The organism is Olleya sp. AS48 (assembly GCF_038900355.1).
Classification (GTDB): domain Bacteria; phylum Bacteroidota; class Bacteroidia; order Flavobacteriales; family Flavobacteriaceae; genus Olleya.
Genome location: NZ_JBBMRD010000003.1, coordinates 122,547 through 147,630, shown reverse-complemented (window position 1 = coordinate 147,630; position 25,084 = coordinate 122,547). Strand labels below are relative to the sequence as shown.

At 31.7% G+C, this 25,084-nt stretch carries 20 protein-coding genes and 1 tRNA gene; 11 read left to right on the top strand and 10 right to left on the bottom strand.

Features of this window, described 5'->3' with window-relative positions; translation table 11 throughout:
* Nucleotides 1–6 precede the first annotated feature (6 nt).
* Nucleotides 7–88: transfer RNA gene (locus WNY60_RS05725), tRNA-Leu, on the bottom strand.
* Nucleotides 89–201: 113 nt separating this feature from the next.
* On the opposite strand from WNY60_RS05725, the gene WNY60_RS05720 reads away from it, so the two are divergent.
* The 5 genes from WNY60_RS05720 to WNY60_RS05700 all read left to right on the top strand — a co-directional run bounded on the left by WNY60_RS05720 (nucleotide 202) and on the right by WNY60_RS05700 (nucleotide 6,384).
* Entirely contained in the window at nucleotides 202–1,590 is a 1,389-nt protein-coding gene (locus WNY60_RS05720) for a dipeptidase (RefSeq protein WP_342861781.1), read from the top strand.
* Between the two features lie 96 nt (nucleotides 1,591–1,686).
* Nucleotides 1,687–2,577: a DMT family transporter gene (locus WNY60_RS05715; RefSeq protein WP_342861780.1), complete on the top strand. Its 891-nt coding sequence runs from the start codon at nucleotides 1,687–1,689 to the stop codon at nucleotides 2,575–2,577.
* A gap of 283 nt (nucleotides 2,578–2,860) precedes the next feature.
* Nucleotides 2,861–3,226 (top strand): BlaI/MecI/CopY family transcriptional regulator, encoded by a 366-nt coding sequence (locus WNY60_RS05710; protein ID WP_342861778.1) that lies wholly within the window; start codon nucleotides 2,861–2,863, stop codon nucleotides 3,224–3,226.
* 2 nt (nucleotides 3,227–3,228) lie between these two features.
* On the top strand, nucleotides 3,229–5,142 hold the full coding sequence (locus tag WNY60_RS05705; RefSeq protein ID WP_342861776.1) for a M56 family metallopeptidase: 1,914 nt from the start codon (nucleotides 3,229–3,231) through the stop codon (nucleotides 5,140–5,142).
* 141 nt (nucleotides 5,143–5,283) lie between these two features.
* On the top strand, nucleotides 5,284–6,384 hold the full coding sequence (locus WNY60_RS05700; RefSeq protein WP_342861774.1) for a DUF4407 domain-containing protein: 1,101 nt from the start codon (nucleotides 5,284–5,286) through the stop codon (nucleotides 6,382–6,384).
* Nucleotides 6,385–6,437: 53 nt separating this feature from the next.
* Here the strand turns inward: WNY60_RS05700 and WNY60_RS05695 are convergent, their stop codons facing one another.
* From WNY60_RS05695 to WNY60_RS05680, 4 genes are all read right to left on the bottom strand, one after another.
* Nucleotides 6,438–7,016, bottom strand: coding sequence for an alkylphosphonate utilization protein (locus tag WNY60_RS05695; RefSeq protein WP_145003879.1), 579 nt, complete (start codon nucleotides 7,014–7,016; stop codon nucleotides 6,438–6,440).
* 64 nt (nucleotides 7,017–7,080) lie between these two features.
* Nucleotides 7,081–8,082 carry a type I phosphomannose isomerase catalytic subunit gene (locus WNY60_RS05690; protein WP_145003882.1) on the bottom strand — a complete coding sequence of 334 codons (1,002 nt, stop codon included), beginning with the start codon at nucleotides 8,080–8,082 and terminating at the stop codon, nucleotides 7,081–7,083.
* A gap of 10 nt (nucleotides 8,083–8,092) precedes the next feature.
* Nucleotides 8,093–8,587 carry a glycosyltransferase gene (locus tag WNY60_RS05685; RefSeq protein ID WP_145003885.1) on the bottom strand — a complete coding sequence of 165 codons (495 nt, stop codon included), beginning with the start codon at nucleotides 8,585–8,587 and terminating at the stop codon, nucleotides 8,093–8,095.
* A gap of 20 nt (nucleotides 8,588–8,607) precedes the next feature.
* Complete coding sequence (locus WNY60_RS05680) at nucleotides 8,608–9,792, bottom strand: response regulator (RefSeq protein ID WP_145003888.1); 1,185 nt, start codon at nucleotides 9,790–9,792, stop codon at nucleotides 8,608–8,610.
* Nucleotides 9,793–9,971: 179 nt separating this feature from the next.
* Here WNY60_RS05680 and WNY60_RS05675 point away from each other — a divergent pair, with 179 nt between their 5' ends.
* The 3 genes from WNY60_RS05675 to WNY60_RS05665 are packed head-to-tail and all read left to right on the top strand — an operon-like array spanning nucleotide 9,972 to nucleotide 15,786.
* Nucleotides 9,972–13,061, top strand: a complete 3,090-nt coding sequence (locus WNY60_RS05675) for a hypothetical protein (RefSeq protein WP_342861771.1) — start codon at nucleotides 9,972–9,974, stop codon at nucleotides 13,059–13,061.
* On the top strand, nucleotides 13,061–14,278 hold the full coding sequence (locus WNY60_RS05670; RefSeq protein WP_342861770.1) for a hypothetical protein: 1,218 nt from the start codon (nucleotides 13,061–13,063) through the stop codon (nucleotides 14,276–14,278). Before WNY60_RS05675 ends, WNY60_RS05670 begins: the two co-directional genes overlap by 1 nt.
* On the top strand, nucleotides 14,272–15,786 hold the full coding sequence (locus tag WNY60_RS05665) for a glycoside hydrolase family 2 TIM barrel-domain containing protein (RefSeq protein WP_342861768.1): 1,515 nt from the start codon (nucleotides 14,272–14,274) through the stop codon (nucleotides 15,784–15,786). The genes WNY60_RS05670 and WNY60_RS05665 overlap by 7 nt, the downstream gene beginning before the upstream one ends.
* Nucleotides 15,787–15,931: 145 nt before the next feature.
* Here the strand turns inward: WNY60_RS05665 and WNY60_RS05660 are convergent, their stop codons facing one another.
* The 3 genes from WNY60_RS05660 to WNY60_RS05650 all read right to left on the bottom strand — a co-directional run bounded on the left by WNY60_RS05660 (nucleotide 15,932) and on the right by WNY60_RS05650 (nucleotide 19,042).
* Nucleotides 15,932–17,179 (bottom strand): glycosyltransferase, encoded by a 1,248-nt coding sequence (locus WNY60_RS05660; RefSeq protein ID WP_342861767.1) that lies wholly within the window; start codon nucleotides 17,177–17,179, stop codon nucleotides 15,932–15,934.
* A 311-nt stretch (nucleotides 17,180–17,490) separates the two neighbouring features.
* Complete coding sequence (locus WNY60_RS05655) at nucleotides 17,491–18,735, bottom strand: oligosaccharide flippase family protein (protein ID WP_342861765.1); 1,245 nt, start codon at nucleotides 18,733–18,735, stop codon at nucleotides 17,491–17,493.
* Between the two features lie 28 nt (nucleotides 18,736–18,763).
* Nucleotides 18,764–19,042: an STAS domain-containing protein gene (locus WNY60_RS05650; protein ID WP_145003907.1), complete on the bottom strand. Its 279-nt coding sequence runs from the start codon at nucleotides 19,040–19,042 to the stop codon at nucleotides 18,764–18,766.
* Nucleotides 19,043–19,194: 152 nt separating this feature from the next.
* On the opposite strand from WNY60_RS05650, the gene WNY60_RS05645 reads away from it, so the two are divergent.
* On the top strand, nucleotides 19,195–21,255 hold the full coding sequence (locus WNY60_RS05645) for a tetratricopeptide repeat protein (protein WP_342861764.1): 2,061 nt from the start codon (nucleotides 19,195–19,197) through the stop codon (nucleotides 21,253–21,255).
* An 82-nt stretch (nucleotides 21,256–21,337) separates the two neighbouring features.
* On the opposite strand, the gene WNY60_RS05640 is transcribed toward WNY60_RS05645, so the two are convergent.
* Nucleotides 21,338–22,105 (bottom strand): thioredoxin family protein, encoded by a 768-nt coding sequence (locus WNY60_RS05640; RefSeq protein WP_342861763.1) that lies wholly within the window; start codon nucleotides 22,103–22,105, stop codon nucleotides 21,338–21,340.
* Nucleotides 22,106–22,115: 10 nt separating this feature from the next.
* Nucleotides 22,116–22,652: a TlpA disulfide reductase family protein gene (locus tag WNY60_RS05635; RefSeq protein ID WP_342861762.1), complete on the bottom strand. Its 537-nt coding sequence runs from the start codon at nucleotides 22,650–22,652 to the stop codon at nucleotides 22,116–22,118.
* A gap of 520 nt (nucleotides 22,653–23,172) precedes the next feature.
* On the opposite strand from WNY60_RS05635, the gene WNY60_RS05630 reads away from it, so the two are divergent.
* Both WNY60_RS05630 and WNY60_RS05625 read left to right on the top strand, forming a co-directional pair.
* The gene (locus tag WNY60_RS05630; protein ID WP_342861761.1) at nucleotides 23,173–24,687 is read left to right on the top strand and encodes a PAS domain S-box protein; all 1,515 of its coding nucleotides are present in this window, start codon (nucleotides 23,173–23,175) and stop codon (nucleotides 24,685–24,687) included.
* Nucleotides 24,674–25,084 carry a response regulator gene (locus WNY60_RS05625; protein ID WP_145003919.1) on the top strand — a complete coding sequence of 137 codons (411 nt, stop codon included), beginning with the start codon at nucleotides 24,674–24,676 and terminating at the stop codon, nucleotides 25,082–25,084. The genes WNY60_RS05630 and WNY60_RS05625 overlap by 14 nt, the downstream gene beginning before the upstream one ends.

The window sequence follows — 25,084 nt, the reverse complement described above, 5'->3', positions numbered from 1 at the left end:
ACTTTGTACAGGCGGAGAGACTCGAACTCTCACACCTCGCGGCACTAGATCCTAAGTCTAGCGTGTCTACCAATTCCACCACGCCTGCAACTTATACCCGTAATTTCGGATTGCAAATATAAACAATAGTTTGAATATTCATAATAACTTCAAACAAATAATTTTCATTTTTGTATTTTTACATAAATTCAATCTATTTTCATGAAAAACATAAAGTCTTACGTCCAAGAAAACAAGCAACGTTTTCTTGACGAATTAATAGAATTACTTAAGATTCCGTCAATCAGTGCGGATTCTGCTTATAAAGAACATACCATTAACACCGCAGACGTTGTGGCAAAAAGCTTAAAAGACGCTGGTTGTGATGTGGTTGAAATTTGCGAAACAGAAGGCTATCCAATTATTTACGCACATAAAATAATTGATAAAGACTTACCAACCGTTTTAGTTTATGGTCATTATGATGTACAACCGCCAGATCCATTAAATTTATGGACCTCTCCTCCTTTTGAGCCTGTTATTAAAACAACAGATTTACATCCAGAAGGCGCTATTTTTGCACGTGGTGCTTGTGACGACAAAGGACAAATGTACATGCACGTCAAAGCAATGGAGTTTATGACAAAAAACAACACTTTACCTTGTAACGTCAAGTTTATGATAGAAGGTGAAGAGGAAGTTGGAAGTGTTAATCTTGGTAAATTTGTAAAGCAAAACCAAGACAAATTATCTAACGATGTGATCTTAATTAGTGATACTGGTATGATCGCACAAGACACACCATCCATTACAACAGGATTACGTGGTTTAAGTTATGTTGAGGTAGAAGTTACAGGACCAAATCGCGATTTACACTCAGGATTATATGGTGGTGCAGTTGCCAATCCAATTAATGTGTTAACTAAAATGATTGCCTCATTACACGATGACAATAACCATATTACCATTCCTGGTTTTTATGATAATGTAGAAGAGTTATCTTTAGACGAGCGTGCACAAATGGCAAAAGCTCCGTTTTCATTAGACAAATACAAAGCAGCTTTAAACATTGATGCTGTATACGGAGAAGAAGGCTATACAACCAACGAGCGTAACAGTATTAGACCAACCTTAGACGTTAACGGTATTTGGGGTGGTTATACTGGAGAAGGCGCAAAAACAGTAATAGCAAGTCAAGCATTTGCAAAAATATCGATGCGTTTAGTCCCAAACCAAGATTGGGAAAACATCACAGACCTATTCAAAAACCATTTTGAAAGCATTGCACCAAAAGGCGTTAAAGTAAAAGTAACACCTCACCACGGTGGACAAGGTTACGTAACTCCAATAGACAGTGTGGGTTACCAAGCAGCAAGTAAAGCCTATCAAGAAACCTTTGGAAAAACACCAATACCACAACGTAGTGGAGGAAGTATTCCAATCGTAGCTTTATTTGAGCAAGAATTAAAAAGCAAAACCATTTTAATGGGCTTTGGTTTAGATAGCGACGCAATCCACAGTCCAAACGAACATTTTGGAGTATGGAACTACTTAAAAGGAATCGAAACTATTCCATATTTCTATAAGTACTTTACAGAAATGCATAAGTAAAATTAGGGTGTCACCACCTTTTGCTTTTAGGAGGCAAAAGGTGGTCGCGTCATCCGTTATATCTTTATTTTGCCATATATGGCAGCAAAATAAAGGATGCCACTACTACCGCTTACACAACCAACCAAAGTGAAAAACCAACATTTAAAGCACGTATTAGCATTAACCTTTGCCACACTACTAATTAGTACATCTGGTAGTTTAGGGCGTTATATAAGCATGCCTGCACCAGTAACCATTTGGTGGCGTAGTTTTCTAGCATTATTTTTATTATTAGGCTATTGCAAATACAAAAACATTACCCTAAAAATAAATTCTAAAAGAGACTTGGGTGCTTTTGTGTTAAGCGCCTTATTTATGGCTTCGCATTGGATTACTTACTTTATAGCACTACAGTTGTCAAGTGTCGCTATTGGTATGTTAGCCTTATTTACATTCCCTATAATGACAGCCTTTTTAGAACCCTTATTTTCTAAAACAAAATTTGATTACATGCACCTTTTATTAGGCGCAATGGTCCTTTTAGGAATTTATATCCTCTCTCCAGAATTAGACTTTCAAAATGACTCCGTAAAAGGGATTCTGTTTGGACTATTATCTGCCTTCTGTTATGCTATGCGTATTTTAATACTTAAACAATACGTAACCTCCTACCATGGTAGCAGTCTAATGTTTTTTCAATTATTAATAATTAGCATCATTTTATTACCTGCCTTATTATTATTCGACACTTCTAATATAAGCACACAGTTTCCGTATGTTATTATACTTGCATTAGTAACTACAGCAATTGGACACACATTATTTATTCAAAGTTTAAACCATTTTAAAGTCAGTACTGCCAGTATTATTGGTAGTACACAACCAATATTTGGGATTATAATTGCCTTTTTCTTCTTAAACGAAATCCCTACTTGGAACACTTTTTTTGGCGGAATGCTAATCTTATCTACAGTTGTTATTGAGAGTTTACGCTCTAGGAAGTAGTGACTAATCCAATCCTGTCATAAAAATCACTTAATAAAAATCATTCTTCAAGCGTATCTTTTTCGTGACTACATAGTTTTTTCCGTTTCGGACAGGATTCTGAAACTAGTACAGGATGACGTAGAGAGTGTGATAGCTCACACAAGATTACTCAATCGTAACTTATTAAAAATGAATCACAAACTGTTCTTTTTTTTATAATTAAAAACACAAAAAACACCTCTACGTTTGTAGAATCAAATTTTTATTCTACATTTGTAGAAGTTAATCTAAACTTGTAGACATGCAATTATCAAAAACGGAAGAAGAATTAATGAACCATCTATGGAAACTAGAAAAGGCTTTCATGAAAGATTTATTAGACGCCTATCCAGAACCAAAACCTGCAAACACAACAGTCGCAACCTTATTAAAACGCATGACAGAGAAAGGTTTTGTGACTTACACCAAATTTGGCAACTCTAGACAATACCAACCAATGGTTAAGAAAAAAGACTATTTTTCTAAACACGTTAATGGCTTGATAAAAAACTTTTTTAATAATAGCAGCTCTCAATTTGCCTCTTTTTTTACCAAAGAAACCGATTTAAGTAAAAATGAATTAGAGGAGTTAAGAGCAATAATTGACAACGAAATTAAAAACAAGTAATCATGGAACTACTACTATTAAAATCCAGTGTTTGCCTTTTAGCTTTGCTATTGTTTTACAAAGTAGCTTTAGAACCATTAAGCATTCATAAATTTAAACGTGTGTATTTATTGGTTGCTGTTGCAGTCGCAGCAATCATCCCTTTTATAACGTTTGTAAAATATGTCGACCATACTTTTGACAATTCATCATTTATTTTTGATACTTCGGCAACAATACCATTAGACACAAATTTTAAAATAGTAGAAGAAACCAACTACTTATCCATCATTTTATGGAGTATTTATGCTTTAGGAGTAGGTTTATTCTTTATTAGATTTTGCGCTAATCTATTTAAAATAGTTTCAAAAATCAGAAAACATACTAAAGTTAAAAGCCAATCTTTTATCAATGTTTTAATGGAGCATTTAGAAATTCCGCATACCTTTTTTAATTATATCTTTTTAAATAAAAACAAGTTTGAAAACAAACAAATTCCTGCTGAAGTCTTATTACACGAACAAACGCATGCCAAACAAAAACACAGTTTAGACATCATAATTATAGAGTTACTTCAAGTCGTCTTTTGGTTTAACCCATTAGTATATTGGCTAAAAAAAGAAGTGAAACTTAATCATGAGTTTTTAGCAGATCAACATGTTATAAACCAAGGAATCAATACTAAAACTTATCAAACTATTTTATTACAATTCTCGTCCAATCAACAAGAATTAGCATTAGCAAATGCTATCAATTATTCATCAATCAAAAAACGTTTTACACTTATGAACACACAAACACCCACAAAAACAAAATGGATACGTAGCCTATTGCTATTACCATTATTAGCGCTATTACTTTATAGTTTTAGTAGCACGAAAGAAGTTGAAAAAGAGGTAATTCCTAAAGCAGAAACTAAAGCTGCTTCAGTAATTAAAGATTATAAAAATCAATCTATTGTTGACAAACAAAACTCTACTTTACTAGTTAACGGAATAGCATGTGATGGTTGTACACTTAACTTATCAAAAAAAGGAATAGCAGAGTTAATTTTAAGCACAACTAACCAAGAGGATATAACTAACTTTAAGTTAAAAATCCCTGGAATAAAAACATTATTTAACGAAGGTAACATGCCAAATAATGAAGCCAGACAATATGTTTTAAAAACCAAAAAAGGTGATATTATTCAATTATTTGATATCAAAACTAAATCCAACAAACTTAAGCCTGTTGTTATAAAAGTTGTGGACAAAAATGATGAGAATTATTCAGAATCACCTAAAGTAAAAAAAGGAGAAGAATCTAATATTCCACCACCACCTCCACCTCCACCTGTAAATCCAAATGCAACACCAGAAGAGAGAGAAAAACAAGAACGAGTTATAAAAAAATACTATAAAGAAAATAAAATCATTAAAGGTAAAGTTTATAAAAACCCTCCTCCACCTCCAGCTCCTTTAAATTCAGATACTGAAACAGGATTTATAAACATTAATGATGAGGCTCATTTTTTTGTAACAACAAAAAACAAAACTAAGTATTATAACAAATCAGGAATTGAAGTCGACAAAAAAGGGAATAAATTATCCAATATTCCAACAGATGGTAGCAAAGTAATTCCTGGTCAAAAAATAACTAAAGTTTATAAAGACGGTAAAGTTTTTATTAAATTTAAAAAAACTTGGAAGGATGATGACTTAACACTTCCACCTCCACCACCTCCAATGAAAACTACAGATCACATTATTAGTATGGCAAAAAAAGACGCTTTATTTTATTATAATGGAGAAGCCATTACCTCTGATAAGGCTTTAGATTTAGTTAAAAATAATTCAGAATTAAACATATCATCACATACAAATAACGGTGTGTCCACTGTTCATCTATCTGAAAAACCAATAAAAACGGTTAATGGTAAAGTTGTAAACGAGTAATATATGTTTTTAGATAAAAAAAGCTTCAAATTAATGAAGCTTTTTTTTGGCTTAAACTGTAACAAAACCAAACATTTAGCGTTCTAATAGACAATCAGTCCTGAGCTTGTCTTAGGGTCATCAATTAAAGTCAATCACATCATGTTAAAACAATTTTTTATAATCTGTTCTGGAGCAGATACAGACCTCCTTAAAACATCCTCTATTGGCGAACAAAATAAATACGCAGGAATAGGCGCAACCGTATTTTTTACTGCAGTAATGGCGTTTATAGCTTCTAGCTATGCACTTTACACCGTTTTTGACAACGTATACATGTCCATTGGATTTGGATTAGTCTGGGGACTTTTAATTTTTAATTTAGACCGCTTTATTGTGTCAACTATTAAAAAAAGAGGCAACTTTGTTAACCAACTATTACAAGCCACACCTAGACTAATTTTGGCTTTAATTATAGCTATAGTCATCTCAAAACCTTTAGAGCTTAAGATTTTTGAAAAAGAAATCAATCAAGTATTACTGACAAAAAAAAATGCAATGACCCTTCAAAATCAAGAGGATATTGCCTTACAATTTTCACCTAAAGAAAATGAATTAAAACAAAACATAGTCAACCTTCTAAATGAAATAACAACAAAAGAAGCTGAAGTTAACACCCTTTACAACACATACATTACAGAGGCTGAAGGTACCTTTGGCACTAATAAATTAGGCAAAGGACCTGTCTATCAGGAAAAACGTGATAAACATGATACTGCTTTCGCAGAATTACAGCAACTAAAAACAGATAATAAAACAAAAATTGCAACTATTGAAAGTGAAATAAGTAAACTAAACTCGGATTATGAGCTACAAGTAGCCAACACACAACCCATTATTGATGGCTTTGATGGCTTAATGGCCAGAATAAATGCCTTAAACACCTTACCATGGCTACCGTCGTTTTTTATATTCTTATTATTTTTAGCTATTGAAACCTCTCCAATAATAGCGAAACTATTATCACCCAAGGGAGAATATGATTTTAAACTAGAAGATCAAGAAACAGCTATTAAAACGGTTGTTGAGCAACGTGTTCAAGAAAGAAAACTATCTGCGAAAGCTGACTTTAAAATAAATGATAAAATTTATACTGATTTATCTGAAGACGATGAATTGTATCAATACAAACGTAAAAAAGCTAGTCAACTAATGCAACTTCAAGCAGATGCTTTTTATAAACAACAACAAAAAGCGTTATAACAAAAAAGGCTTCAATTAATAATTGAAGCCTTTTTTATATGTTGTCATTAAGATTATAGTTTCTTAACGTACTCAGTAATAATAACGGTTAGTGTTGGTCCTACTTTACCTTCAATATAGGTAGCATTTTCACGATCTAATCTAATATTTCTTACTGCTGTACCTTGTTTAGCCACTTGACTAGAGCCTTTTATTTTAAGATCTTTAACTAATACAACACTATCTCCAGTTTCTAAAATTACACCATTACAATCTCTATGGATAATTTTATCCGCTTCATCTTTATGCTCATCCGTTAATCTAGCAATTGCTAAGTTATCATCGTCCAAGTACATCATGTCCAACAAATCTTTTGGCCAACCTTCGCCTCTTAATCGTTGTAACATTCTCCAAGCCATAATCTGAACAGCAACGTGCTCTGACCACATACTATCGTTTAAACACCTCCAATGGTTAACGTCCATCTCTGTGTTTTTTTCGATTTGGTCATAACAGTTAGCACATACCATTAAACAAGTATCAACAGTTTCGTTTAATGATGGCGGAATATTATATTGTCTTGTATCTACATTAGAAGTACACAACTCGCAATTAGAGTTACTTCTTTCTTTTAACATTTGTAAAACGCTCATATTTAATATTATTTGATGCGCACAAATATAGTAATTGCTTTGTGTTTAGCTATTAAAACTACAACTAAGATGCGTGTTGTATATTATTTACTGAGCTATCGTCAATATATACCTCTAATAGTTTAGCGTTAGTAGAATTAAAAACGACTGCATTTGCTTTAGCTGGAATTAGTATGGTTTCGCCCATTTTTAAAGTTTCATGTTCAGTACCTATGGTAACTTCTACCGTACCTTCCACACACATAAATATTACAAAAGAGTCCAAGTTGTCATATGATTTTGCTTGAAGATTAGTAATATCCAAAATATTAGTTGTAAAGTATTCGCAATTAACCAAATTAGTCCTAGTGTTAGGTTTTATGTTATAACTAGCTTTACCGTTAGTATCAAATTGTTTTGTTGCTTGCTCAGCTAACTTAGTATGCAACTCTCTTTTTTGACCATTATCATCTACTCTATCCCAATCATATACGCGATATGTAACATCTGAAGTTTGTTGTATCTCTGCAGCTAAAACACCTGCTCCAATAGCATGTATTTTTCCTGCTGGTATAAAAAAACTATCGCCTTTTTTAACTTGTTCTCTGTTAAAAATAGCATCTACATTATTTGCATTTATATGGTTTAATACCTCTGGGTTTATTGTTTTATCTTTTAACCCTAATACAATATCTGCATTTTCATCACTATCCATTATGTACCACATTTCAGTTTTACCAAAACTATTATGATGCTTTTTAGCCATTTTATTATCAGGATGCACTTGTACAGACAAATCTGTTTTGGCATCTAAAAATTTAATTAGCAATGGAAAATCAAATCCAAAATTTGCAAAGTTATTTGCACCTAACAAATCTGCTTGATGTGTTGCAATTAGTTGTTTTAAACTAGACCCTTTGTATACACCATTACTAACTTCAGAAATATTTCCATTTACATCAGAAATCTCCCAACTTTCGCCAACATTATCTTTAGCAGTGTTTTTACCTAATAAAGTTCCTAGTTTGTTTCCTCCCCAAATTTTTTCTTTTAATATTGGATTGAATTTTATTGGATATACTTTCATAGTTCTGAATTTAAAATTTACTTAAATATTGTAGTTCGATAAACTGGTTTTTGACTTTTATTTTTTTTAAATAATCAATAATTGAAAACAAGCTTTGAAACAGAGATACTTTAATTTTACGTTTTTTAAGCTCTTCGATATTAAACTTAGATAGTAGTTCTTGATTTTCGTTTATGGCATCTATCAAACCATTTAAGCCATGATACTTGATGTTTAGCATATTTGCAGACACATATCCTAATTGATTTAAATTAAATTGGTTGGACATATATCTTGCTCCTGCTCTGACTGCCGAAATATCTGATTTAAACTTTTTAATATTTACTACAGACACTTCTGGACAAGCCTCTTTAATTTCGTCTAACATAACAGATGTATTATCCTTACTATCATTATCAACAAAACATAATTTTAAATTTGATGTGTTTCTTATTTTTTGAATAAAAAAAGAGGGGTTAATTTGTTTTTCGTTATTGTGAAAGATTATGATAATACCTGTTTTCATGATTTGGGGAAATTTAAAGATTAGGCTACATTAACTTTAGTTGCGACTGCTGCTTTTGAATTTTGTTTTTTATTTCTGTAAACCCAAGCAATTTGTCCTAATTGTCCAACAATTTTTACTGAGTCCTTCATTGATAATTTAGAACCATCTGCATGTATCCATCTTTTTAATGGTTGCTCGCATAGCATTGCTTTTGCTTCTTTTAATCCAAAATGGATACTCATTCTTTTAAAAATCTCCACATCAAAAATCCATTGTGTTACGAACTTTTTACCAAAAGCGATGTCAATTACATCTTTATGGAAGATTTTAGCACCACATTGAGTGTCTTTAAAATCCATTTTTAAAATCTTTCTGATAATAAAGTTTATCGTTAAGCTAATTATTTTTCTTGCAGACTCTTTAGTAATATTTGCTCCCATTCTTGAAATACGAGAACCACTTACAATTTTAAAATCTGTAGTTTCAATAGTTTTAACTAAATCATCAAAATCTGCTAAGTCTGTAGATAAATCTGCATCTAAAAATCCGATGTAGTCTAAATCTTCTTTTTTAGCCATATGCAACATTCCTAAACGTACAGCTTCAGCTTTTCCTCCGTTTTTCTCACAGTCATAAACTGTAATAAAATCTTCTCTTCCTTTTTGTAATTCTTTTAAAACTTCTAATGTTTTATCCTTACTTCCATCATTTACAAAACATAAATGATATCCTGAGTTTTTATCTATATAAGTAATAAACTCTTCACTTAGTAAACGCTCTTCTTCATTGTAACATGGGATCACAACACCTACGCAACGCTCTTGTATCATTACATCACTTTTAGTTACTATATTAGAAACTTCTGGTGCACCAATTAATCGTTTTACACGAGCACTAATTTCGTTTAAGCTTAATGGTTTTTTCATGTAGTCGTTAATACCTAATTCAAAACCTTCAGTAATAGTTTCATCTTTAGTTTCACCAGACAAAACCATTATTGGTGTTTGCGAGTTTTTAGTCAGTCTAATATGTTTTACAACTTCCAATCCAGATAATCCTGGCATATTGATGTCTACTATTACTAAATCTGGATTAAAAGATTCATATAATTCTAAACCTTTAACTGCATCTGTTTCGATTTTTACTTCGTAACCTAACTCTACTAATCTTTTTTGTAAAGGCAGTAATACTAATTGTTGGTCATCTATTGCTAAAACTTTCATAATAAGTGTATTTGTTTGTTGTTGATGGTACAAATGTACATGAGATAAGTGCCTTAAATTTGTAATTTAGTTTAACCTATAGCTAAGTGTCGACGAATGGTAGATTGCTGTAGATAATTAAAAATGGAAGCACTATTTTATTTATTTATCTTTACCATATATAATAGCGTAAGCTTTAAATGAAGGAAACCTCAAACAAATACTTAATCACAGCTATACTTTTAGCTTTAGCATTTCATGGTAGTGCCATATTTTTTACTTTGGAAACTACTTATGATGCGTTAATTCATTTGTTTTTTGCAGATCATTATGCTAATAGCTGGTTTGAACCTTGGAATTACGAATGGTATACAGGTTTTACCGTACAAAGTTATCCGCCTTTAGTACATCAATCCATTGGACTACTCTCCATGATTGGTGGTTTAAAATTTGGAATGTTTAGTGTTGCGTTAATTGCTATTGTGCTGTTTGTGACTGGTACGTATCGTTTTTCTTTAATGATGACCGCTAATAAAACGGTAGCTGGTTATGCTTGTGTACTGGCAGTATTTAGCTCATCGTTTGTGGAGACGCTTCATATTTTTGGACAATTACCCAGTATTGTTGGTGTGTCTGTATTAATGCATGCCTTACCCGAAATTTACTTATGGTTAAAAACAGGTAAAAAATGGTATTTAGCAACCTCCTTATCTTTAATAGCAGTAACGGTAACTTCACATCATGTAACACCAATTTTTGGAATGATCTTTTTTATCTTCCCTTTAATAGGAATGGTAATTATGGATGTTTCGCGAGAGCAAGTCAACACCATGAAAGAAGTGACTTTCAAAATATTTTTGAATAGTTTTTTTAAACTTTTTAAACGTATTGTAAGTTTTGGAATGCTGTCACTAGTCTTAATCGTTGGATGTATTTTTCCATATTGGCTAAACTCTAAAGCCAATCCAATTACTCAGGTTCCAATTCCGCATGGTTCTCGTGATAATTTCTTAGAAATCACATCCTCAGGATTAGTCTTCTTTTTAATTCCTTGGGGAATTTTACTAATATTATTACCCTATATTTTTTACAGATATTACAGTAAACGCTACTTGTTTTTTGGACTATCAATAACTATTTGTACCATTTTAGGAACTGGAGGAACTACTCCTGTACCACTAAAAATGTTAGGCGAAACTGCTTTTAATATTTTAACCTTAGATAGATTTACACTTTGGGCTTCTATATTATCCATTCCTTTAATGGGTGAATTTGTATATCGTTTTGTTGAAGGTGATTTAAAAGAACTTATTCAGTCTAAATTTGGTGCTGTTTACCATCGTATTATTGGCGGAATACTTGCTGGACTCATGGTATTTATGGTAGTTTTCACTATGAGTTTAAATTATTTTAGACCATCGCAGCCACAAAAAATTAAGATGTTGCCTATTGTTAATTTTTTAAATCAAGATGACCATGATAAATGGCGTTTTTTAACGCTAGGCTTTGGAGATCAAATGGCTTGGCTAAGCGCGCAAACTAATGCCATGACAGTAGATGGTAATTACCATTCTGCACGTCGATTACCAGAATTAACCACACGACCAATCGAGCGCTTAGAAAACTCAAAATTTAAAGGAGTTGCCGGAATTGGATCTTTACAGCAATTTTTAACAACGCCAGAGAAATACAATCTTAAGTACATATTTTCTAACGATAAGTTTTACGATCCCATCCTTTACTTTTGTGGTTGGCAGCGTTTACGACAATTAGAAAATGGAATTATGGTTTGGGAACGCCTTAACATTCCGCCTGTGTCTTCAATTTTACCAAAAGAAGATGTTGCCAAATGGGTTAAAATAATGTGGGGAATTATTCCGTTTTTAACCGTTTTAGTGGCTTTTGTTTTAAATATTCAAATGCTTTGGGTTAACGCTTTAAAAACTCGCATAAAACCAGTTACCGAATTTTTAAAATTCCCAACGACCTATAATAAGTTTAATAGAAACGTTTTACGTATCACACACGTTTGGGCATTAATTCTAGCCATAGCTGTGTTTTATGGTATTTATTTGTTTTACTTAAAAAACGATTCGCAACGCAGTCCAGAAAATGCCATTATTGCCTACTATGATGCGTTAGATTTTAAAGAATTTGAAAAAGCACATAGCTTAATAGATCCCGAAAACAACTTGCCAATAGCACAATATATGCTAGAGATATCGGTAACCGATGGGTTGCTAAGTAGCTACGCAAAAATGGATGCTATCGAGACTGAAATAACTAAACATAACGACAGTACAGTATCGGCAAAAGTAACCAGCCAATGGATTACACCTTTAGAAAAAATTGAAAAAGTGGATTACAAATCGCTATCAAAACGTCAAGGCAAATGGTATTTACAACCTGACGATTTAAATAACGACTTACCTCCAGACCAACTCTATTCTGATAACACAACCAAGTATTTTAATCAAGGTCGTAGACGTATTACAACAGAAGCAACACACCATGAAGATATTTTAAAACAGCCTGTTTTAGAAGTCGTTTCAGCTAAATTAGTGAAGTATGATGGTAGTTATGCTATTATTGGAGAAGTCCAAAATGTAGACAATGTACCAGCAGATGTTATTTTAAAAGGCACCTTGTATAACGATAACAACAAACAACTAGCAACATACAACGCAAAATACCACGTCAAGCATAAATTAATGCCTAAAGAGTCTAGTAGTTTTAGGATTAATTTTGAAGGTATTGCTTGGTCTAGAACACAAGATTCCATTCCAGACACATTTAATCCAGATGAATTTACTCCAGTTGAGTTTGAAGAGCAACCAACAAAATTTAACTTACAAGCAGCAGGAAATGTATCGGGATCTGACTTGTACAAAAACGTTGTACTAAGTGCCATTAGCATTAAAGACAGTATTATAAACGGAAACTTATTTAATAGTGGTATCCAAGAGATTACAATACCTCAGCTTTTAGTAACTTACTATGATGAAAACAAAAACATGGTTTGGGTCGATCATTTATTTGTAAAAGAAGGTGTAAGGCAACAACGCAAACAAGATTTTGAATATCAGATTTTAAAGGACGGTAAAGTTAAAATCATAAATAGTGATATGAAAAATATTTTTGTAAATGGTTTACCAAACGATGCTATAGCTGGAAAAGTCGTTCCTAACAGAATTGAAAACCATAGCGATGCCCAATTACAAAAAATTGATCATCCTGATTTTAGTTATATTAAAATAGAAATTAACACATACATAGGAAGTCCAAATTAATGCTACTTAAACGCACATACATATTTGTTTTAGGTCTGATTTTATTATCATCGTTTGCTGTTGTACAACAAAGCGAGAAGACTAATCCTATCAAATTAGTAACAACACTAACAAATTATAATGTTGGCAAGCCAATTGTTTTAAAATTTACTACTTCAGAAGGCGAAAAACCATTATTGTATTGTTCAAACAGTTATGGATCTACTTTAGTTTCGGCTATAGCCAAAGATGGTACACTTCAATATATAATTCCGGAAAACATAACCAAAAAAATTGGTGTGGTCAATTGGATAGTATTAGACAAAAATAAATCTGCGTCTGGTCAATTTAATATAAATCCAAAAGCAGAAGTTGCAACCATGGAAACTTATATTGGACCTCCAAGTATTGAGGCTGGAGCAACAGATTACACCATGTTGGTTGTTATACCTACAGATTCTTTAGACAATCCAGTGCCAACAAAAACTAAAGTTGATGCTAAATTTCAATTTTTAGCTTCAGAAGAAAAAGAGGTCATTTTTACAAAAAATTTGATTTCTTATAAAAACATTTATTCTAAAAAAGAAAGTGGACGCATGTTAGTGTCATCAGAAAGTTTAGGAGTTAATTCCAAAGAGTTTACCATTAATGTTTGGGCAGCAATTCCTACAGATTTTAAAATTTCGGCAAAAAGACCACATAATTACGCAGACGGAAATCAGGTTACCACGTTTAACACCACAGTAATTAAAGACAAGCAAGATAATGTGGTTAGTGATGGGACTTTTGTTACCTTTTTTATTACCAACACTAGTGGAAATATTTTAAAAACTACAGGTACAACAATTGAAGGAGTGGCACATGCAAAAATTATTCATCCTGATTTTAAGGATAATTGGAGTATTAAAGCCTATGTTGATGGCATGGCAGAAAGCAATACAATTACTTTAAGTTACCAACGCGTTATTGAAGATTTTGAGGTTGCTTTTGCCAAACAAAATCGCGAAATTTTAGTAGGTCCATTACAAAGTTTTATGAAGCAAATGATTCCGGATGGCTTGCACGTCAAACTTTTAATTTACAAAGACAATGTGCTTATTGACACCATTATAAAAACATCTTTTAATGGGTATGTTACTTTTAATTTAAAGCCTGCAGTTTACAAAAACGACACGTATAGTTTTAGTGTTGAAACCGCTGGAATAAATAAAACATTTAATAATAAAAAACTATGGTAGGTCTTAACAAAAACATACTACGTACCATATTAATAATCTCATATATTATGATTGTAGCCTTGATAATATCTGGTATTAGTGGGCTTTTTAGCTACTTAAACACTGGAGCAGACAGAAGCACAATGCTACATACCGAAATACAAAAAATAGAACAATATGCTCCAAAATTAATTTGGGAACCTTTACAAAACGAAGGTCGTCCAATGGATAACGAAAACTTAAATGCATTGCAAAATGACTATTTAGATGCTTGGTATGTTAAACAAGTAGCCTACAAAACCAACAAAACTGCTGGTATAAAAGATTATTACACAGATAGTGCCAGAGAAAATTTATATAGTTTTATTGAATTAAATAAAGCTGAAAACACAACTATTGAAGCCACAACATTAAACCACAATCCTACTTTAGAATTTTTTAGTGAAGATGGACAGTTGGCTGTTGTTACCGATAGAGATGTTGTAGAATATAAACGTGTTTTTAAAGCTGAAAAACTAGTCCTAGAAACAACAGAAACCTCAACTTATAAAATGGTGTTTTTATTAGAAGATGGTTTTTGGCGTATTAGACATCTTGTTAAAGAAAGTACTAAACCGTACTTACCAGAAATAGCAAAAATTGAAACTGATAGTTTAGTTATTAAAGGAATTAATTATTACCCAAAAGCGACACCATGGAATATGTTTGGTGACGCTTTTGCGAAAGACACAATTGCTAACGACTTTAAAATCATTAAAAATGCTGGCTTAAATTCGGTTAGGATTTTTGTGCAATATGATGACTTTGGAAAAGCTAAGGTTGATCCTAAAAAGTTAGAAAAACTAAAACACACTTTAGATGCTGCAGAAGAGCAAAACCTAAAAGTAGTAGTTACGTTATTTGATTTTTATGGTGATTATTCTGTAATGAATTGGACCTTAAACCAACGTCACGCAGAAACTATAGTGTCCACTTTTAAAGACCACAACGCTATTATTGCTTGGGATATTAAAAACGAACCTAACCTAGATTTTGAATCTAGAGGAAAAGATATGGTTATCGCTTGGTTAGACAATATGATTGACTTGGTAAAATCTATAGACAAGGTACATCCTGTAACTATTGGTTGGTCAAACACCCAAAGTGCACCAATTTTAAAAGATAAGGTAGATATTGTTTCGTTTCATTATTATGAAGGCTTAAGCGAATTGGATGCTGCAATTAAAACCATGCAAAACCAAATACCAAACAAACCGTTAGTATTGCAAGAGTTTGGAATGTCATCTTACAATGGTTTTTGGAAACCTTTAGGAAGCAATAAAGAAGATCAAGCTAATTACCATAAAAAAATACAAGAGATTATTGCTGCTAATAATTTACAATTTATGTCTTGGACGTTGTATGATTTTGTAGACGTACCAAAAGCTGTTGTAGGTAGTAGACCTTGGCGTAGAAATACCCAAAAACATTTTGGGTTTATTGATAAAAATGGTGTAAAAAAGGCATCGTTTAAATATATTACTAACTAGTAGTAGATAGCTGTTTAAATAGTTTTATAAAAGCAAAAATCTCAAATTAAGTAGGTTAATTTGAGATTGTAAAAAACTATATTTGCTAAATCAATATGAGATATTTATTTGTTTGGGACAAAAAAGGTATCGTAATTTACTAGTACTATTCTGCTGAAGCTGGCTCTAAAACCACTGCTTTTTGACTCATTTTTCTTAGGGCTTTTTTTGGTGATTTAGTTGCAATGATAGCATCAAAGTTATTAAGGTACATATCTGCAATTTTTTCCATTGGGTAGGCTGTTGCAGCTTCGTAGTTTGCTTTACCTAAAGCTATTCTGTGAGCTTCATTTGTTACTATTGCCTCAATTGCATTTGCTAAACTTTCTACAGAAGTAGGCTCAAAAAATTCACCTTTATAACCTTCATCCTTTACTAATAATGCAAGGTCACCTAAATCTGGCATAACAACAGCTTTACCATAACTTCCTGCTTGGTGTAAAACACCAGAGCTTCCTGTTGTTGACGTGTATGGAAATACAACTACTGCACTTTCTTTAAACAAGGTTGGTACTTCAAATTCTTCAACATATCCTGTAAAACGCACTTGTGGCACATGCTTATAATCTTCTTGCACTTTTGCTAAATAACCTGGTACGTTTGGGTTGTCTGTTCCTGCTATTACAACTTCTAGATCTAATCCAGTTGAAGCTCTTACTTTTTCAACCGCTTCAATCATACCCTCTACTTTTTTGTAAGTTCCAAATTTTCCAAAAGTCATAACTTGTAAAGGTCCTTGTGGCAAATCGTATTCTGGCTTTTCTTCAGAGATTTCAAAAGTTCCGTGCGGAATTAATGTCACATTTTTCACCTTATACTTTTTCTCTAAAATATCAACATATTTTTGCATTGTTACCGCAACTGTATCTGCTTGTAAGATTAGCTTTGTTAAGCTTGTTCCTATAAAACCATAAACTTTTTGCATAATTTTGCTACTTGTAAATCCAGCAGATCCTAAATCTACTTCTTCTAATATATTATGCAATAACACGATATTAGGAATTTTTTTAAGTTTACAAACTAGTGGTAACATTAACCCTAAAGCTGCAGCTATTTTTTTGTCTCCAAACTTCATGAATTGTAAGTTAAATAAAACTGCATCTGGCTTAGTCTTACTAATAGCTTTAGTCACATTTATAATGTTTGTGTAGCTATTAAATGCCCAACACTCTTTAACTGTTATTTTACAACCATCTTCTGTAAAAGCAATGTCTTTTGCGCCTTCTGTTTTATCTGTTAATAAAACAATCTCAGTTACATTTTCTTTTTGTCTAAAGTGCTTTACTAAATGGTAAGCGTACTCATTTAATGTTACTTTACTTGGTGGATATGCTGTTACGATTGCTAGTTTCATTTTTATGTGTTTTAATATGTTGTTTCTTAATTACACTACAAATTTGCGTTATTTAAGACACTAATTAAGACCTCTTTAGACAGATTGCAAGTTACTGTAGACGAATGGTAAAAAGGTGTCGTTTTACCATTTAACGTTTTGACTTTCAAAAGAAAAAAACCAACAAAACTTATACTATTATTTAAACTACTATAATATAACATTAAGATAAACATTTTAATATCCACTTGCAAAATACTTACAACAGAAAAAGCCATGGTTTAAAACCATAGCTTCTTCATTTATAATAGACTAATAAAATAAATTACTTTTTATTTTTTCATTTTAGACTCAAAAACAAAGAAGATCACTTGGATGACCAATAATGATACCATTGCTATTATTTGCATGTGTACGACTTGCTCTAAACTGTCATGAAAAAAGATAACTAATCCCATTTGCAACATTCCGAAGACTCCAGATATTACCACAGGAATATATCTATCTAATGATAAATAGTAGTATGCAAAGATGTTTGATATGGCAAACAAACCAGTTGCTAAAGCATACTTCCATAATAAAGGCGCCATTGTTAGATAACTATCTCCAAATAATATAGTAATTGCAGTTTCTGGAAATAAAGCACAACCAATAACTATTGCAGTTGCAATTGCTGCAATGTAACCAACGTATTTAAATAAAATTGGCGCTGTTGCTTTTCCTTCTTTTTTAAGTTGTACCACTGTTGGTAATAACAGCATAACAAACATCCATGCTACAAAATATACAATACGACCTATTAAGGCTAGTGATGCATACAATCCTGCGTCGTAAGCGTCAAAGTAATGCTTAACTAATAAGATGTCACTATTGTTGATTATAATCTGTGTAAACTCGTAAAACGCTGTGATAATAAAAAAGCTTTTTACTTGTTTAGATTGACTTGCTTCTATAGCAATAGTTTTTTTGAAGTTTAAATTTTTAAATTTAAAAGGCACTAATCCAAATCCAAAAGAAATTAAAATTCCGACTGCAATAACAACCGATGATTGTATGTCAAATAAAAAAATTAAAGCTAACGTAATAACCAATCGGCTTAGCATCTCGGCTTGATAGGTAATGGATAAAGACTTGAATTCTTTTTTACCCTGAAACACACCTCTGTTTACACTCATTAAAAAATAAAGTGGTACTCCTATTCCAAAAATTGTAAACATACTAGAAGATGATGTATTAAAAAGAGCTTGTAATTGATTTGCAAACACGATAATTAAAGCACCTAAACCTAATCCTACAATTGTCGCATTTTTGTAAATTTTTGAGATAAAATTTTTAAACGTATCGTTTTCAAAAACTACCGAGAATTTTGCAGTCACTAATTGAAACGTCATGGCTACAAAAGATAGCACTAACAAAAAGGTAATTAACACAGCTGCATCTGCAAATTGTGCTGGACCTAACACACGACCTAAAATAAGATTGTACAAATAGTTTCCTCCATTTACTGCTAATACGCTAAGCATAAATAATTGCTCTGGAGATATTTTTTTTGTTTTTAATATAGAAAAAGCTTGCATCTTATTATGGTGTGTTGATTAATACTAATTAGGCTACTTGTGGATATACAAATGCTTCGTAAATTTCTTCACTTCTGTTACCTTCAACAAAAAACATTTTCTGGTTTGCTACACCTTTAACATACATTGCTTTTAAAGTTTGTAATGCACAAGCATCCATATCTGTAACCTTATCAATGTTTAGTGTTACACTTTTAAATGCGTTTAGTATAAAGCCAAAATGTGTTGTAAAATTATTGATGGTTGCAGTGTTTAAGCTTCCTTCTAAAATAATTGTGTTGTCCTGTTGTGTAATTGTTAATGCCATAATTGTTATATTTAAATTGTTATTGTCTGATTTCTGATACAAAGATGCGACGCAAACCTCTGAAGGACTGTTGAATTTCGATGAGTGGACGATTGGTGTAGATGAATGAATGGATATGAATGCCTAACTTGCAATTGATTTAAAACTGAAACATGAAACTCAAATTTTTTACCCTACTTACCTTTTTAATAACTACTGTATTTAGTTATGCTCAAGATATGCAAGAAGGCTATACATACCTAGAAACAGGGAAGTACGCTAAAGCGGAAACGTTTTTCCAAAACATACTAAAGGAGCATCCTACCAATAAAACCGCTAGACTATGTTATGGTCGTGCAATTGGTTTAAACGGAAAACCAGAAGAAGCCAATACCCTTTTTACAAATCTTTTGGCAGATTACCCAAAAGATTTTGAGGTGAAACTAAATTATGGCGAATCCCTATTATGGAATAAAAACTTTCCAAAAGCAAAAACATATTTTAAAACGCTAATAGATGAAGACCCTAAAAGTTTTCCCGCTTTACTAAGTTATGCCAACACATTATCTAATTTAAAAGAATATGAAGACGCGTTACTATATGTAAACAAAGCTTTAAACGTTTTACCTGGCAACCCAAATGCTTTAACCTCTAAAAAATACATGTATTTAGGTTATGCTTATCAAAAACAACAAGCGCAACAATATGATGAAGCTGAAGCTTTATTAAAACAAAACCTGACACTTTTTGATAACGACAAAGACACTTTATTAAACTTAGCAAACTTATATTTAATAGCAAATAGATTAGACGATGCTAAAGCAACCTATGATATTTTAGCTAAAAATCCTGAAAATAAAATCACAGCATTAAATGGTTTAGCATTAGTATCCCACTTAAACGGTAAAGAAAAAGACGCGCTACAATTAAGCCAACAAGCCTATAATAGTTTAGAGGCATCAACAGATGCAACATTAACACAACAAACTACAGAGCGTTATGCGCAAGCCTTAATTTGGAATAAAAAATATAAAACTGCAGATACGCTTATCGCGAAATTAATTGAGTCTAAACCTAACGAAAATTGGGTTTTAGCCTTACGCGCAACACTTAATATTTATAAAAGTGATTTTAAAAAGAGCGTCAAAGATTACGACCAAATTTTGGTAAATGACAGCACGTCTTTTGATGGTAACCTAGGAAACGCTAATGCATTAAAAGCCATAGGAAAATATGAAGCTGCTTACACATCTGCAGAAAACACCTTGAAGTTTTACGACAATCAAAAAGACGCAACAAACTTTATAAAAAACCTTAATACAACCTTTACACCTTTTTACGAAGGAAAAACATCATACACCTTTGATAATGGAGATAATGAAGCGTTTGCAGTAAACAACAATCTAGAGTTTCCATTTTCTACAAAATTTAAAATATTAGGAAGCTACAATTACAGAAGCACCACTAATGCAGTAACAAATAACGAAGCAACCTCTCACGATTTTAGCGCAGGAATATCCTACCAATTATTACCAAACTTAACCTTTAAAGGAACTGCTGGTTTAACGTCTGCAAAGGCAACCACTAATGACTACACACAATTATTAACAGACTTGTCATTTAATATTAAACCTTTTAAGCTGCAAGATTTAACCGTAGGTTATAAGCGCGAATTACAAAGTTTTAATGCCGAGTTATTAGATCGCGAGATTGTACAAAACAACTTTTACGCAAACTACAGTTTAAATACTAATTTTAATTTAGGTTGGTTTACGCAGTACTTTTATACTAGTCAAAGCGATAGCAATGCCAGAAACTTATTATTCACATCTTTATATTATAATATTTTACCCAAACCATCACTTAAAGCAGGTTTAAATTACCAATACATTACGTTTAAAAACCAAGTTCCATCCATATATTTTTCGCCAGAAACCTTTAATGCTGTAGAGGTATTTGCAAACCTTATTAAAGATGAAAACATCGCAAAACCAAAAGAGTGGTACTACGAATTAACAGCTGCAACCGGTTTACAATATATTGAAGACGACGAACAGCAAAGCACTTACAGAATACAAGCTAAATTAGGTTATAAATTCTCAGAGCGCTGTATGGCTAACCTTTTTGGTACACGAAGTAACATTGCATCTGCAACTGCTGCTGGTTTTACTTTTAACGAAATTGGATTACGTTTTAAATGGTTATTGTTTGATAAGCCAGTTTTTAGAGATTAAACACAAGTATTTATAAAAATAAAAGCATAAAAAAACACAAGCAGTACGCTTGTGTTTTTTATTATATGATATTGACTTATAATTATCCTCTACTAGCTTTTACAGGACAACCTATTGCTTTAGTTAATGTAGTTGTTGGTTTTTTTCCTGCTTGTAAAGCCAAAATAGCATCTTCAACATACTTTGTTTTAACGTCTTCTGGCGACTTAGAATTGTCATCAATGGTACCAATATATTGTACCTTACGATCACTATCCAATACAAATACATGAGGCGTTCTAACTGCTCCATATTGTGGGTATATTTTTTGACCTTCGTCTACTAAATACGCAAAAGGAAATCCTTTTTCTTTCGCTCTAGCTTGCATTGCTGCGTAACCTTCTTTCTCGTTTTCTGGACTATTTGGGTTTATTGCAATAACAGGATAACCTTGAGGCGCATACGTATTATGTAATGCAATTAGACGGTCTTCGTATAGTTTTGAAAAAGGACACTCGTTACAAGTAAATGTTACAATATAACCTTTAGCATCTTTTACACTGGCTAAAGATACCATTGAGCCATCCACATTTTTAAGATTAAAATCCGTAGCTACATCTCCAATGTTATACCCACCAATTTCTTCAATAGTTTTGGTTTGTTCTGGACTGCCTCCTTTTGGTGGTCCTTTTCTATCTCCTTGATGTGGTGGACCTTTGCGGTCGCCATCATGATGTTGTCCTTCAGGTCCTTGACCACGACCATCATGCTCTAAAGCTGTTTCGTTTTTATGACTAGCTTTATCTTTGCATGACACAAAAACACTGACTGATAATGTAAGCATTATTGCTATTATACTTATTCTTTTCATTTTAAATTATTTAATTAGTTAAGGTTTTATTTATTTCGATTTCTAAATCTTCAACACTTTCAAACGATCGCTCAAAAAAAGCGCGTTTATTATTATTAAAAACAATTGTAAAAGGTATGGCTCCTGACCAATTTGGATCTATTTTATCAATCCATATATTAGATGCAGGATCATCCAACAAAACTACTTTTGAAGTAATATTGTTTTGTTTTAAAAAAGGCTTTAGTTTGGTCTCAATATCTTTAACAAAATCTAGACTGACTAGAATAACCTCTGTCTCTGGATGCTTTTGTTGATAGTCTTGAATGTATGGCAATTCCTTAACACAAGGTGCACACCACATTGCCCAAAAATTTATAATATAAGTTTTGTTGCTGTCTGTATGTAATAGTGGCTGTAATTGGTCAAAATTATAAACAGGTATATTATCATTATTTACTACTACAGCATTACTTTTTGAGTTGTTGCAACTTAAAAACAAGCATATTACAAGTACCAAAATTAATACATGTTGCCATTTTTGATTTAAAGAGTGTGTTTTTTTCAAATTTTTAAAAATGAGAAAGGGTTAAAAATCTTGGACATTTTAAATTGGATAAGGTTTAATTGAATTAAAAATTAATATTATTAAAACAAAAAAGGCTACTAATTTAAGATGCTTACTTTTTAAATGATTTTATTTTTTGGCTTTAGCTCTAGATTCTTTTAAAACCTTAATGACGATTATGGCTAAGGGTTAAGTTTTGACATAAAAAGCAGCTTTAATCCTAATCATTGAACGATTTTATTATTTTATATTGCTTTTAAACAAGAACATTCACCGCTGTTTTAAATAAACCTAATTATTTAATAATCAGATATAATAAAAACTAAAAATATTACGATGTCATATAGTAAAATTTCAATTTAAAATTTTACTATATTGCTGTGATTTGTTATTTTAACTGATAAATATTCCTTTTAACAGATGCTTATTATTATATTTACTTTAAAAAATACTTAGACACTAAAAATCAACAAATTACACTCGATAAGCCCTAACTTATTAGTACTGAACAATTACTTACATGAAAGAACTTTACAATCAGTTATTTCAAAAACATACGACTAAAGACAATATTAGTTACACCTACATGGACTCTTTACAAAGAGACATAGCTATTGGATCTTGGGAAGTTAATCTCCAAACCAATAAAGCTACATGGAGCGCCATGACTAGAACTATCCACGAAGTAGAGCCAGAATACAATCCTAGTTTAGAAGAAGGTATCAACTTTTTTTTAGAAGGTTATGATAGAGAGTTAATAAGCATCCTATTTAATCGTGCTGTTAATAAACAAGAACCTTATGATAATGAGGTACAACTAAAAACAGCAAAAAACAATATTAAATGGGTGCGTATTGTAGCTTATCCTGTAATAAAGAATGATGCAACTCAAAAAGTTATAGGTGTCATCCAAGATATTACCGAAAAAAACAAAACACTATTTGAACTTAAATTAAAAGAAGAATTAATACGTACAACGTTTGACAATGCTCCTAACGCTATGGCATTAGTTAGTTTGGATGGTCAAATACTTACTTCAAACAAAAGCTTTAGCGACTATTTAGGCTACACAAAAGAGGAGCTAATTGGCTTCCCGATAAATACTTTATCTCATCCAGAAGATATCGATGTAATACCTCAAAACATAAAAGATTTAATTGCTGGTAAAAGCAATAAATTTCAGTGTGAAAAACGATACATCAGAAAAGACAAATCTATCATACATTGTCTATTATCAGTCTCTATTTTAAGAGATGAAAATTTCAAACCTGTTCATTTTATATCTCATATAATTGATATAACTAAACGTACAATAGCTAATAAAAAGGTAGAAACGCTGTTAAAAACCACAAAACTACAAAATGAAAGATTATTAAATTTTGCTCATATTGTATCACACAACCTAAGGTCACATTCTGGAAACATACAAATGTTATTAGATTTAATGTACTCAGAAACACCAGAAGCAACTAATAACGAATATGTTCCGTTAATATTAGAAGCTGTCCATCAATTAAGCGAAACCATTGACAATCTTAACCAAGTGTCTACTATAAACGACAATAAAGAACAAGATTTACAGCGTTGTAATCTTTTAGATTTTACAAATAAAGCCATCTCAAATTTTAGTGCCGAAATAAAGGAAACTAAAGCCATCATTAATATAAACATAGAACAAGATATTTATGTTTTAGCAATACCAGCTTATTTGGATAGCCTATTATTTAATTTTATATCTAATGCTTTAAAATACAAACAAGATCATATTCCACCAGAAATAACTTTAAGTGCAGAACAGTCTGATAAATTTATTAAAATAGAAATTGAAGACAATGGTCTTGGTATTAATCTAGACCTTCATAAAGATAAAATTTTTGGGTTATACAAAACTTTTCATAACCACAAAGAAGCTAAAGGATTAGGCTTATATATTACAAAAAACCAAATTGAAGCCATGCATGGTAAAGTTAAAGTAAAAAGCAAAATAAACAAGGGAACCATATTTTCTATATATTTAAAGTATGAAACAAATTGAATCAGCTTGTCTAATTGACGACGACCACATCTTTATATTTGCTGCTAAAAAAATTTTATTAGCTACAGATATATGTCAAAATTTTACAGTTTATAACAATGGAGCTGATGCTATTTCAGGCTTAACCGAAATTATTAAAACCGGAAAAAACGTTCCTGAATTAATATTACTAGATATTAATATGCCAATAATGGATGGATGGCAATTTTTAGATGAATTTATTAAAATTAAATATCCCAAAAAAGTTACACTATACATCGTTAGTTCTTCAATCGATCCTGTAGATATTAAAAAAGCTAAAGAGTATGAAGCTATTACAGATTTTATAATCAAACCCATTACACGAAAAAACTTGATTAATATGGTGTCTACTGTATCTGCAAACGAGCAAGATTAA